General features: G+C 54.4%; 17 protein-coding genes. 10 read left to right on the top strand and 7 right to left on the bottom strand.

Annotated features, from left to right (window positions below; all coding sequences use genetic code 11):
• Positions 1-156: 156 nt before the first annotated feature.
• Entirely contained in the window at positions 157-444 is a 288-nt protein-coding gene (sfsB, locus tag UR289_RS08355) for a DNA-binding transcriptional regulator SfsB (RefSeq protein ID WP_087823146.1), read from the top strand.
• Between the two features lie 60 nt (positions 445-504).
• Here the strand turns inward: sfsB and murA are convergent, their stop codons facing one another.
• The 7 genes from murA to mlaF form a co-directional block, all read right to left on the bottom strand.
• Positions 505-1,764, bottom strand: coding sequence for a UDP-N-acetylglucosamine 1-carboxyvinyltransferase (gene murA, locus UR289_RS08350; RefSeq protein WP_023309349.1), 1,260 nt, complete (start codon positions 1,762-1,764; stop codon positions 505-507).
• A 50-nt stretch (positions 1,765-1,814) separates the two neighbouring features.
• Entirely contained in the window at positions 1,815-2,069 is a 255-nt protein-coding gene (gene ibaG / locus UR289_RS08345) for a BolA family iron metabolism protein IbaG (RefSeq protein WP_008501458.1), read from the bottom strand.
• A 126-nt stretch (positions 2,070-2,195) separates the two neighbouring features.
• Complete coding sequence (gene mlaB, locus UR289_RS08340) at positions 2,196-2,489, bottom strand: lipid asymmetry maintenance protein MlaB (RefSeq protein ID WP_033146747.1); 294 nt, start codon at positions 2,487-2,489, stop codon at positions 2,196-2,198.
• Complete coding sequence (gene mlaC, locus UR289_RS08335) at positions 2,489-3,124, bottom strand: phospholipid-binding protein MlaC (protein ID WP_033146748.1); 636 nt, start codon at positions 3,122-3,124, stop codon at positions 2,489-2,491. Before mlaC ends, mlaB begins: the two co-directional genes overlap by 1 nt.
• Before the next feature lie 18 nt (positions 3,125-3,142).
• Positions 3,143-3,691, bottom strand: coding sequence for an outer membrane lipid asymmetry maintenance protein MlaD (gene mlaD, locus UR289_RS08330; RefSeq protein WP_033147081.1), 549 nt, complete (start codon positions 3,689-3,691; stop codon positions 3,143-3,145).
• Between the two features lie 4 nt (positions 3,692-3,695).
• Positions 3,696-4,478 (bottom strand): lipid asymmetry maintenance ABC transporter permease subunit MlaE, encoded by a 783-nt coding sequence (mlaE, locus tag UR289_RS08325; RefSeq protein ID WP_010436044.1) that lies wholly within the window; start codon positions 4,476-4,478, stop codon positions 3,696-3,698.
• 7 nt (positions 4,479-4,485) lie between these two features.
• Positions 4,486-5,298, bottom strand: coding sequence for a phospholipid ABC transporter ATP-binding protein MlaF (gene mlaF / locus UR289_RS08320; RefSeq protein WP_024906354.1), 813 nt, complete (start codon positions 5,296-5,298; stop codon positions 4,486-4,488).
• Positions 5,299-5,525: 227 nt separating this feature from the next.
• On the opposite strand from mlaF, the gene UR289_RS08315 reads away from it, so the two are divergent.
• The 9 genes from UR289_RS08315 to ptsN all read left to right on the top strand — a co-directional run bounded on the left by UR289_RS08315 (position 5,526) and on the right by ptsN (position 12,276).
• The gene (locus UR289_RS08315) at positions 5,526-6,503 is read left to right on the top strand and encodes a calcium/sodium antiporter (protein WP_182382750.1); all 978 of its coding nucleotides are present in this window, start codon (positions 5,526-5,528) and stop codon (positions 6,501-6,503) included.
• A gap of 13 nt (positions 6,504-6,516) precedes the next feature.
• Positions 6,517-7,503, top strand: coding sequence for an arabinose-5-phosphate isomerase KdsD (kdsD, locus tag UR289_RS08310; RefSeq protein ID WP_023333606.1), 987 nt, complete (start codon positions 6,517-6,519; stop codon positions 7,501-7,503).
• A 14-nt stretch (positions 7,504-7,517) separates the two neighbouring features.
• Positions 7,518-8,084, top strand: coding sequence for a 3-deoxy-manno-octulosonate-8-phosphatase KdsC (gene kdsC / locus UR289_RS08305; protein ID WP_023309356.1), 567 nt, complete (start codon positions 7,518-7,520; stop codon positions 8,082-8,084).
• Positions 8,081-8,656 (top strand): LPS export ABC transporter periplasmic protein LptC, encoded by a 576-nt coding sequence (lptC, locus tag UR289_RS08300; protein ID WP_033146749.1) that lies wholly within the window; start codon positions 8,081-8,083, stop codon positions 8,654-8,656. The genes kdsC and lptC overlap by 4 nt, the downstream gene beginning before the upstream one ends.
• A complete protein-coding gene (gene lptA / locus UR289_RS08295; protein ID WP_033146750.1) occupies positions 8,625-9,179 on the top strand; it encodes a lipopolysaccharide ABC transporter substrate-binding protein LptA in 555 nt (184 codons plus the stop codon). Before lptC ends, lptA begins: the two co-directional genes overlap by 32 nt.
• Positions 9,180-9,185: 6 nt before the next feature.
• Complete coding sequence (gene lptB, locus UR289_RS08290) at positions 9,186-9,911, top strand: LPS export ABC transporter ATP-binding protein (RefSeq protein WP_320709715.1); 726 nt, start codon at positions 9,186-9,188, stop codon at positions 9,909-9,911.
• 47 nt (positions 9,912-9,958) lie between these two features.
• The gene (gene rpoN, locus UR289_RS08285; RefSeq protein WP_047060252.1) at positions 9,959-11,392 is read left to right on the top strand and encodes an RNA polymerase factor sigma-54; all 1,434 of its coding nucleotides are present in this window, start codon (positions 9,959-9,961) and stop codon (positions 11,390-11,392) included.
• A gap of 22 nt (positions 11,393-11,414) precedes the next feature.
• Positions 11,415-11,702 (top strand): ribosome hibernation promoting factor, encoded by a 288-nt coding sequence (hpf, locus tag UR289_RS08280; RefSeq protein WP_008501444.1) that lies wholly within the window; start codon positions 11,415-11,417, stop codon positions 11,700-11,702.
• Positions 11,703-11,784: 82 nt separating this feature from the next.
• Complete coding sequence (gene ptsN / locus UR289_RS08275) at positions 11,785-12,276, top strand: PTS IIA-like nitrogen regulatory protein PtsN (RefSeq protein ID WP_008501443.1); 492 nt, start codon at positions 11,785-11,787, stop codon at positions 12,274-12,276.
• Position 12,277: the final 1 nt, after the last annotated feature.

Raw genomic sequence — 12,277 nt, 5'->3', positions numbered from 1 at the left:
TCATCGGTTTAGAGACCGCATGAATAAAGCCGTGTCTTATTCTGAATATCCCTTCAAGTAACGCGAACTTTTTAGAACAAGAAGTTGAAATGGGTATAGTAACCGCGTCGTTTCAGAAGAAACGGCGTAGGTGAATCCGAACTTAAGGACGGCGTTATGGATACGAAATTTATCGACTGGCACACGGCTGATATTATTGCCGCGCTGCGCAAAAGAGGCACTTCACTGGCAGCAGAGTCCCGCCGCCATGGACTGAGTTCTTCCACTCTGGCAAACGCCCTCACCCGCCCCTGGCCCAAGGGAGAATTAATTATCGCGACGGCGCTGGATACGCATCCGTGGGTAATTTGGCCTTCGCGCTACCACGATCCTATTACCCATGAATTTATCGACAGATCGCGCATGATTCGCCAGAGAAAGTTAAAAAGAGAACCGCAGGAATAACGCATTTTTGACAGGAACAGCAACCCCCCGGTCATTGCTGGCAGGGGGCTGCCGGAACGATTACTCGCCCTTCACACGCTCGATATTGGCACCCAGCGCGCGCAGTTTATCTTCGATACGTTCATAACCACGATCGATGTGATAGATACGATCCACGATCGTTGTACCTTCCGCGATACAACCCGCCAGCACCAGGCTTGCAGACGCACGCAGATCGGTTGCCATCACCTGAGCACCTGACAGTTTCTCAACGCCGTGGCAAATCACGGTATTACTTTCGATCTCAGCATGCGCGCCCATACGGATCAGCTCCGGTACGTGCATAAAGCGGTTCTCGAAAATGGTTTCTGTGATGAAGCCAGTGCCTTCGGCGACCAGGTTCAACAGGGTAAACTGCGCCTGCATGTCCGTAGGGAACGCCGGATGCGGCGCCGTACGCACATTGACTGCTTTTGGACGCTGACCGTGCATATCGAGGCTGATCCAGTCTTCACCGATTTCGATATCCGCACCCGCATCGCGCAGTTTCGCCAGCACCGCATCCAGGGTATCTGGCTGCGCGTTGCGACAAACAATCTTCCCGCCAGAAATCGCCGCAGCGACCAGGAAGGTACCGGTTTCGATACGGTCCGGCAGAACGCGATAGACACCACCGCCCAGACGCTCAACGCCTTCGATGGTGATACGGTCGGTACCCTGACCGGAAATCTTCGCCCCCAGCGCCACGAGGAAGTTGGCGGTATCCACAATCTCCGGTTCGCGCGCGGCGTTTTCGATGATGGTGGTACCTTCTGCCAGCGTCGCCGCAGACATAATGGTGACCGTTGCGCCCACGCTCACTTTGTCCATGACGATGTGCGCGCCTTTCAGACGACCATTAACGGACGCTTTAACGTAACCTTCTTCCAGCTTGATCTCGGCGCCCAGCTTCTCCAGACCAAAGATGTGCAGGTCAACCGGACGCGCACCGATGGCGCAACCGCCAGGCAGAGAGACCTGCCCCTGACCAAAACGCGCCACCAGCGGGCCAAGCGCCCAGATGGATGCACGCATGGTTTTCACCAGATCGTAAGGGGCTGAGAAGTTGTTCACCTTGCTGGCGTCGATCCAGACGGAACCGTTACGCTCGACTTTCGTGCCCAGCTGGGTGAGCAGCTTCATGGTGGTGTCGATATCTTTCAGCTTCGGTACGTTCTGAATTTCTACCGGCTCTTCAGCCAGCAGCGCAGCAAAGAGGATTGGCAGCGCGGCGTTTTTAGCGCCAGAAATTGTGACTTCGCCCTGGAGACGCGTTGGCCCCTGTACACGAAATTTATCCATTGTGTGCTCTCTTATAAATTCAACCGTGCTGCGGGCCTGTCGCCCTCAGCTCAAAAACCGTTTAGTTTGCGATCGCGTGCCCACTCTTGCGGGGTGAACGCTTTAATCGACAGGGCGTGGATGCGGTTATCCGCAATATATTCCATCAGCGGCGCGTACACAGCCTGCTGTTTCTTCACGCGGCTCATACCGTCGAACATCTCACCCACAGCAATAACCTGGAAGTGACTGCCATCGCCAGTGACGTGGGCTTCCTGAAGGGAGAGTGCATTCATCAGCACTGTCTGGATTTCATGATTTTCCATGGGCTCTTAATCATCTGATAGTGAAAACAAGCCCAACATCTTAGAGCAAAGTGGCGTTGTCTTAAACAAGCAAAAAGCCCCGACGATGAAACAGTCAGGGCTTTCGGAAGTAACGCACTGAAAATATTAACGAGGCAGTACGTCCTGAGGGAGATTGTAGAGCTGCGCAAGAGTCACGACATTATCGCTCGCGCCGTGAAGTTTGACGCTTGTCCCCTGCTTTTTCCCCACGGCAATCAGATGGGCAAGCAGCGCAACGCCTGCCGTATCTACCCGCGTGACGTCTGTCAAATCGATAAGCGTCACGCCCTGCATCGCTTCGTGGCGTTTGTCCCACAGTGGGTTCAGCAGATCCTGATCCAGTTCACCGGACAGCTTTAATGTCTCGCCTTCACGCGACCAGCTGAGTTGCTGTGACATTACTTCTTCTCATCCAGAGTAATTTTCTGGCGAGAGATAGACTGCAGCTGAGCGGTCAGGCCATCAATGCCTTTGGTGCGCAGTAGGTCGCTCCATTCGTTCTGTTTGGTGGTGATCATGCTTACCCCTTCGGCAATCATGTCATACGCCTGCCAGTGACCGGTCTGGCTGTTTTTACGCCACTGGAAATCCAGACGAACCGGCGGACGACCGTTAGGATCGATGATCGTCACACGGATAGGGACGATGGTCGCATCGCCCAGCGGCTGCTCAGGCGCAATCTGATAGGTCTGGCCGTGATACATCGCCAGCGCCTGGCCATAAGCCTGTTTCAGGTATTCACGAAACGCGGCAAAGTAGGCATCACGCTGCGCAGGGGTCGCGTCTTTGTAATAACGTCCCAGCACCAGCGCACCCGCATATTTAATCTGCACGTACGGCAGCAGTTCCTGGTCAACAACGTCACGCAGATAATCAGGATTAGCACGAATTTTAGGCTGTTCGTTTTTAAGACGGTCGAAGGTCTTCTTCGCCGCTTCGTCCATCAGTTTGTACGGGTTACTCTGATCCGCAGCGTGGGCGGCGGTTAGAGGGGCGATGACCAGCATGGCAACCATTAACAGTCGTTTAAACATGAATGACTTCTCCTGATATTAATTCGCAGCACCTGGCGTCGGTGCGACGTCGGTATGATCTTCGCTCTGCGCAGGGGCAGCGTCGGATTTTTTCTCATCCCCTTTACTGTTGTAAAGGAACTGACCAATCATATCCTCCAGAACCATCGCGGATTTCGTATCCTGAATGACGCTACCGTCTTTAAGGATAGTCGTTCCCAGCTCGGGATCTTCAAAGCCAACGTTAAGCGCCAGATATTGTTCGCCCAGCAGGCCGGAAGTACGGATAGAAAGGGAACTGGTGTCCGGGATATGGTTGTAACGCTCTTCGATATCCATCGCGACGCGGGGCAGATAGGTTTTCTCATCCAGCGTAATGTCAGATACGCGTCCGATCACCACGCCGCCGATGCGGACCGGTGAACGCGCCTTCAGCCCGCCGATGTTATCGAAGGTGGCATAGATGCGATACGTCGGCTCGGTGCGTACAGACGTGATATCCGCCGCTCTCAGGCAGATAAACAGCGCGGCCAGCAGCGCCAGCAGCAGGAATACACCGACCCAAATTTCATTTTTTCTCGTTTGCATGAACTCAATTCCCAAACATCAGTGCGGTGAGCACAAAATCCAGACCCAGTACGGCCAGCGACGAATGTACGACTGTACGTGTAGTTGCGCGGCTAATGCCCGCCGACGTCGGGATGGCATCGTAACCATTGAACAATGCAATCCAGGTGACCGTAATGGCAAATACCACGCTTTTAATCAGGCAGTTAACTAGATCCATTCGCAGGTCGATGGCGTCCTGCATCGCGGACCAGAAGAAACCGGCATCAATGCCTTTCCAGTGCACACCAACCAGCGAACCGCCCCAGATACCCACGGCGACAAACAGAATAGTCAGTAACGGTAAAGAGATCACCCCAGCCCAGAAACGCGGCGAGATCACGCGACGCAGCGGATCGACCGCCATCATCTCCATGCTGGAGAGCTGCTCGGTCGCACGCATCAGGCCAATTTCAGCCGTTAATGCCGACCCCGCGCGCCCGGCGAACAACAGCGCCGCCACAACCGGCCCCAGCTCGCGCAGCAGCGAGAGCGCCACCAGCATCCCGAGGCTGGTTTCCGCACTGTAGGTTGTCAGAACCAGATAGCCCTGCAGCCCAAGCACCATACCGATAAACAGACCGGAGACAATGATGATGAGCATCGACAGCACGCCGACATTATAAAGCTGCCGCACCAGCAGCGGTGCGTGCTTACGGAATTCCGGCTTGCCGACCAGCGCGTTGAATAACATCAATCCGGCACGCCCGAACGTCCTGATGGTTTTTATGCCACGGTGTCCGAGAGCGGCCAACGCATTTAACAGCATGAGTGGCTTAACTCCCTATTCCCAGTAAATCGTCACGATAGTCGCCCGCCGGGTAGCGGAACGGCACAGGGCCATCGGCAATACCGTCAAGGAACTGCCGCACGCGCGGATCGCAATTTTCCTGCAGCGCCTGAGCGCTACCGTGTGCGACGATCTTTTTGTCCGCCACAATATAGGCGTAATCGGCAATGCTCAATACTTCCGGTACATCGTGAGATACCACAATGCAGGTGACGCCAAGCGCGCTGTTCAGTTCAGAGATGAGCTTCACCAGCACGCCCATCGTGATGGGATCCTGTCCAACAAACGGTTCGTCGAACATGATTAAATCAGGTTCTAATGCAATGGCGCGTGCCAGCGCGGCGCGGCGCGCCATCCCGCCGGACAGCTCCGAAGGCATCAGCTTTGCGGCGCCCCGCAAACCGACGGCCTCAAGCTTCATCATCACCGTGCTTTTCAGCAGTTCAGGCGGCAGGCTGGTATGCTCACGCAGCGGATAGGCCACGTTATCAAAGACATTCATGTCGGTGAACAAGGCTCCCGACTGAAAGAGCATGCTCATGCGTTTGCGGACAGTATACAGACGCGAGCGTGACATCTCCGGGATGTTTTCGCCATCAAAAAGGATTTCACCGCTATCAGGTGGGATCTGCCCACCAATAAGGCGCAGCAGGGTCGTTTTACCGATCCCGGACGGCCCCATGATGGCAGTGATTTTGCCACGCGGTACGGTCAACGAAATATCATCAAATATCAATCTGTTGGCGCGAGAAAAACTCACGCCGCGAACATCGACTAAATTCGCCATCGTTTGGCTCATTTATGGTTCCTTTATTACCCTGCTCACGTTAAGGCATGCCGCCTGAATCAGCCCTCAACTCCGCATTTTTACAGAATAATAGCCGTTGAGGTTAGCGAAAGCTGGCATTTGTTTTACTTTTCCGGCGCATAAAGTCAAAATTAGGAATTCGTTACGCCTCAGACTGTATGCAGTCCAGCCATTCCCGTGCGATGGACCGACGAGTATACCTGAAGAAAGGACTTTTGATGCTTTTAGCAACAGCACTGTTAATAATTGGTTTACTTTTGGTGGTCTACAGTGCTGACCGTTTAGTGTTTGCCGCATCGATCCTGTGTCGCCTGACGGGCGTACCGCCTGTCGTCATCGGGATGACCGTGGTGAGTGTTGGAACGTCACTTCCTGAAATCATCGTCTCTGTCTCGGCATCGCTGCATGGTCAGTTAGACCTGGCAGTAGGTACCGCGATTGGCTCCAACATCGTCAATATACTCTTGATTTTGGGCCTGGCCGCACTGCTCCATCCATTTCGCGTGCATTCTGATGTTCTGCGCCGTGAATTGCCGCTAATGTTAATCGTAAGCCTGCTGGCAGGCTGCGTATTTTACGATGGTGTTCTGAGCTACAGCGACGGCATTTTCCTGCTGGCGCTGGCCGTCATCTGGCTGCTGTATAGTGTTAAAATCGCCCGTCTGGCTGAGAAGCAGGGTCAGGATAGCCTCACGCGGGAGCAGGTCGCCGAACTGCCGCGAGAAGGTACGCTGCCTGTTGCCCTCCTCTGGCTTGGCATTGCGCTGATCATCATGCCGATGGCAACGCGCATGGTCGTGGATAACGCGACCGTGCTGGCGAACTATTTCGCCATCAGTGAACTGACCATTGGCCTGACGGTGATTGCCATCGGCACCAGCCTGCCGGAGCTGGCCACGGCCATTGCGGGGGCACGTAAAGGTGAGGATGACATTGCCATTGGTAATATCATCGGTTCCAACATATTTAATATCGCCATTGTGATGGGCCTGCCGGCCCTGATTACGCCAGGGCCCTTTAATCCCCTGGCGTTCTCACGCGACTACGGCGTGATGTTATTGGTCAGCGTGATATTTGCCCTGCTCTGCTGGCGGCGGCAACGACAGATCGGCAAAGGCGCAGGCGCGCTGCTGACGGGTGGATTTATCGTATGGATGGCGATGCTGTACTGGCTCTCGCCTCTTCTCTCTGGGTAAACGGAAACGCATTATGTCGCAAATAGAATTGCAGCCGGGTTTTGACTTTCAGAAAGCAGGCAAAGAGGTTCTGGAGATTGAACGTGAAGGTCTGGCGCAGTTAGATCAGTACATTAATCAGGATTTTAGTCTGGCATGTGAGAAGATGTTCTACTGTGCCGGCAAAGTCGTGGTGATGGGGATGGGTAAGTCCGGCCACATTGGACGCAAAATGGCGGCAACCTTTGCCAGCACCGGAACCTCTTCCTTCTTTGTACATCCGGGGGAAGCCGCGCACGGTGACCTGGGTATGGTCACGCCGCAGGATATCGTCATCGCGCTGTCCAACTCCGGGGAGTCCAATGAAATTCTGGCGCTAATCCCGGTACTGAAGCGACTGCAGGTGCCGCTTATTTGCATGACCAGCCGTCCGGAAAGCAGCATGGCGCGGGCGGCCGATATTCACCTGTGCGTGAAAGTGCCCAAGGAGGCCTGTCCGCTCGGCCTGGCGCCGACGTCCAGCACCACCGCCGCGCTGGTCATGGGTGATGCGCTTGCCGTCGCGCTGCTCGAAGCCCGCGGTTTTACGCCGGAAGATTTCGCGCTTTCCCACCCGGGCGGCGCGCTGGGGCGCAAGCTTCTGCTTCGGGTAAACGATATTATGCACACCGGGGATGAGATCCCTCACGTCAGTAAAGAAGCCTCCCTGCGTGATGCGCTGCTGGAAATCACCCGTAAGAATCTGGGTATGACGGTCGTGTGCGACGATCTGATGAAAATTCAGGGGATCTTCACCGATGGGGACCTGCGCCGCGTGTTCGACATGGGTGTAGATGTCCGCACGCTCGGCATTGCCGATGTGATGACGCCGGGCGGTATCCGCGTCCGTCCGGGTACGCTGGCCGTGGATGTGCTGAACCTGATGCAGTCCCGCCACATTACCTCAGTGATGGTTGCCGATGGCGACCAGTTGCTGGGTGTGGTACATATGCATGATCTGCTGCGCGCAGGCGTAGTGTAATGAAGGATAAGACAATGAGTAATGCGGGTGCATCCCTTGCAACCTGTTATGGACCGGTCAGTACCCAGATGATGGCAAAGGCGGAAAACATTCGTCTGCTCATCCTGGACGTGGATGGCGTACTTTCCGATGGCCTGATTTACATGGGCAATAATGGTGAAGAGCTGAAAGCGTTTAACGTTCGCGACGGCTACGGTATCCGCTGCGCGCTCACCTCGGGTATTGAGGTGGCTATCATCACCGGGCGAAAAGCTAAACTGGTAGAAGACCGCTGTGAAACCTTAGGAATTACCCATCTGTATCAGGGTCAATCCGATAAGATGGCGGCGTTTAAGGATTTACTGGGTAAACTGGCTATCGCGCCGGAAAACGTAGCCTACGTCGGGGACGATCTGATTGACTGGCCCGTGATGGCTGAAGTCGGGCTGAGCATCGCCGTTGCCGATGCGCATCCGCTGCTGATCCCGCGCGCTGACTACGTTACCCACATCAACGGGGGCCGTGGTGCCGTACGTGAAGTCTGCGATCTGCTTTTGCTGGCGCAGGGCAAGCTTGATGAGGCCAAAGGGCAATCGATATGAGTAAAACCAGACGCTGGATTATCATTTTGCTTTCGCTTGTCGCACTGGTATTGATTGGCGTGAACCTTGCCGATCGCGACGATCCGCAAACGGAAGTGGTCAACAATAACGATCCAACCTATAAAAGCGATCACAGCGACACCGTGGTCTACAGCCCGGAAGGCGCGCTGAACTATCGCCTGATTGCCCAGCATGTTGAATATTTTTCAGATGACGGTATTTCGTGGTTTACCCAACCTGTCATGACCACATTTGATAAGGACAAAGTGCCAACGTGGTCAATTAAGTCAGATCGGGCAAAACTGACAAATGACCGTATGCTTTATCTGTATGGCCACGTTGAAGTCAACGCCCTGACCGCTGACTCGCAACTGCGAAAAATTACGACGGATAATGCCCAAATTAACCTGGTAACCCAGGACGTGACCTCGCAGGATCTGGTCACACTGTATGGCACAACATTTAATTCCAGCGGTTTGAGAATGCGCGGGAACTTACGCAGCAAGAACGCCGAGCTGATTGAAAAGGTTAGAACCTCCTATGAAATTCAAAACAAACAAACTCAGCCTTAAAGTAATTATCGCCAGCGCGATGCTGGCGACCAGTCTCCCCGCGCTTGCTGTAACGGGCGATACCGACCAACCGATCCATATCGAGTCTGATACCCAGTCTCTCGATATGCAGGGCAACGTCGTCACCTTCACGGGTAACGTCGTCATGACTCAGGGCACCATCAAAATTAACGCCGACAAAGTGGTCGTGACCCGTCCGGGTGGCGAGCAGGGCAAAGAGATCATTGATGGTTACGGCAACCCGGCCACCTTCTACCAGATGCAGGACAACGGCAAGCCGGTGAAAGGCCGCGCTTCGCATATGCACTATGAGCTGGCGAAGGACCTGGTCATCCTGACCGGAAACGCGTATCTGGAACAGCTGGACAGCAACATTACCGGCGACCAGATCACCTATCTGGTGAAAGAGCAAAAAATGCAGGCCTCCAGCGAGAAAGGCAAACGCGTCACGACCGTCCTGGTTCCGTCGCAGCTGCAGGACAAAGGCAAAGGCCAGGCCCCGGCACAGAAGAAGAGTAACTAATTCGTTATGGCAACATTAACTGCAAAAAATCTCGCGAAGGCCTACAAGGGCCGCCGTGTCGTAGAAGATGTCAGTCTGACCGTCAACTCCGGCGAAATTGTAGGGCTGCTTGGCCCTAACGGTGCGGGTAAAACCACCACCTTCTACATGGTCGTTGGCATTGTGCCGCGCGATGCCGGCAACATTATCATTGACGATGAAAACATCAGCCTTCTGCCGCTGCACGCGCGCGCGCGTCGCGGGATCGGCTACCTGCCGCAGGAAGCCTCCATTTTCCGTCGTCTTAGCGTTTACGATAACCTGATGGCGGTCCTGGAAATTCGTAACGATCTGACCAGCGAACAGCGTCAGGATCGTGCCAACGAGTTGATGGAAGAGTTCCACATTGAGCATCTGCGCGACAGCCTCGGTCAGGCACTCTCCGGGGGTGAACGCCGTCGTGTTGAGATTGCACGTGCGCTGGCCGCAAACCCGAAATTTATCCTTCTGGATGAACCGTTTGCCGGCGTTGACCCGATCTCGGTTATCGACATTAAACGCATCATTGAACACCTGCGTGACAGCGGGCTTGGCGTACTGATCACCGACCACAACGTCCGTGAAACGCTGGCCGTGTGTGAACGCGCGTATATTGTCAGCCAGGGCAATCTGATCGCCCACGGTACGCCGCAGCAGATCCTCGAAGACGATCATGTTAAGCGCGTCTATCTTGGGGAAGACTTCAGACTCTGATAGGGTAGAGGTAACGTAACGCCGAACCGGAGAAAAATGCTCTGAACATGAAGCAAGGTTTGCAATTAAGGCTCAGCCAACAACTGGCAATGACGCCGCAGCTACAGCAGGCAATTCGCCTGTTGCAACTGTCCACGTTAGAACTTCAGCAGGAGCTCCAGCAGGCGCTGGACAGCAACCCCCTGCTGGAACAAACCGATCTTCATGACGAGGTAGATACTCAGCAGTCACAGGATACAGAAGCGCTCGACACCGCGGATGCACTCGAACAAAAAGAGATGCCCGACGAGCTACCGCTGGATGCCAGCTGGGATGAAATCTACACCGCCGGAACCCCTTCCGGTACGCGTGCAGACTACCAGGATGATGAGCTACCGGTCTATCAGGGAGAAACCACCCAGTCGCTGCAGGATTACCTGATGTGGCAGGTGGAACTTACCCCCTTCTCCGATACCGACCGCGCGATTGCCACCTCAATTGTCGATGCCGTTGACGACACCGGCTATTTGACCGTCACGCTGGACGATATCCTGGAAAGCATGGGCGACGAAGAGATTGAACTTGAGGAGATCGAAGCCGTTCTGAAGCGCATCCAGCGTTTCGATCCGGTAGGCGTGGCCGCAAAAGATCTGCGCGACTGCCTGCTGATCCAGCTTTCTCAGTTCAGCAAAGAGACGCCATGGCTCGACGAGGCGCGCTTAATCATCAGCGATCATCTGGATCTGTTGGCCAACCACGATTTCCGCAGCCTGATGCGCGTCACGCGCCTGAAGGAAGAGGTGCTGAAAGAAGCGGTGAATCTGATCCAGTCACTCGATCCGCGCCCGGGACAGTCGATCCAGACCAGCGAGCCCGAGTACGTCATCCCGGACGTGCTGGTGAGAAAACACAATGACCGCTGGGTCGTTGAACTGAATTCAGACAGCATCCCTCGCCTGCAAATCAACCAGCAGTATGCCTCCATGTGCACCAGCGCGCGTAACGACTCCGACAATCAATATATTCGTAGCAATCTTCAGGAAGCGCGATGGCTGATCAAAAGTCTGGAAAGCCGAAATGATACGCTGCTGCGCGTCAGCCGCTGTATTGTCGAACAGCAGCAGGCGTTCTTTGAGCAGGGCGAAGAGTATATGAAACCGATGGTACTGGCGGATATCGCCCAGGCCGTCGAGATGCATGAATCAACCATTTCCCGTGTCACCACGCAGAAGTATCTGCACAGTCCACGCGGTATATTTGAGCTTAAGTATTTCTTCTCCAGCCATGTGAATACCGAGGGCGGCGGCGAAGCGTCGTCAACGGCCATTCGTGCCCTGGTGAAGAAGTTGATCGCCGCGGAGAACCCCGCGAAGCCACTAAGCGACAGTAAGTTAACCACCATGCTGTCCGATCAGGGTATTATGGTGGCACGTCGTACTGTTGCGAAGTATCGAGAGTCTTTATCCATTCCGCCGTCCAACCAGCGTAAACAGCTGGTCTGACACAACCGATAAGGAAGACACTATGCAGCTCAACATCACTGGACAAAACGTCGAAATTACTGAGGCTTTACGCGACTTCGTGAACGCGAAGTTTGCAAAACTCGAGCAGTATTTCGAAAGGATCAATCAGGTCTATATTGTGTTGAAAGTGGAGAAAGTGACTCATATCTCGGATGCCACCCTGCATGTTAACGGGGGTGAACTGCATGCCAGTGCGGAAGGGCAAGACATGTACGCTGCTATCGACGGCTTGATTGATAAGCTTGCACGACAGCTCAATAAACATAAAGATAAACTGAAACAACACTAATTGTCCGGGCAGTTAACGGGTGCAGGACGGCCTGTTGTGAAACACAACAGGCCATTTGTACAGTTAGCGCTTAGGTGAAATTATGATGAACAACGATTCCGCTCTTCAACTGAGCAATGTCCTTAACCAGGAATGTACCCGCAGTGCGGTTCACTGCCAGAGCAAAAAACGTGCGCTGGAGATCATCAGTGAACTGGCTGCCAAACAGCTGGGCCTGCCGCCGCAGGTGGTGTTTGAAGCGATTCTGACCCGTGAAAAAATGGGCAGTACCGGTATCGGCAACGGCATCGCGATCCCGCACGGCAAACTGGAAGAGGATACCCTGCGTGCCGTTGGTGTGTTTGTGCAGCTTGAAACACCCATCGCCTTCGATGCCATTGATAACCAGCCCGTCGATCTCCTCTTCGCGCTGCTGGTGCCTGCCGACCAGACGAAAACCCATCTGCATACGCTGTCGCTGGTCGCAAAACGTCTGGCCGATAAAACCATTTGCCGTCGACTGCGCTCGGCCCAAAGTGATGAAGAGCTCTATCAAATTATCACTGAAGCAGAAGGCAATCAGGATGATGCATAAC

This window comes from Enterobacter sp. 302C9 (assembly GCF_034106085.1).
Lineage (GTDB): Bacteria > Pseudomonadota > Gammaproteobacteria > Enterobacterales > Enterobacteriaceae > Enterobacter > Enterobacter asburiae_B.
This window is presented reverse-complemented; position numbering and strand designations above follow the sequence as displayed.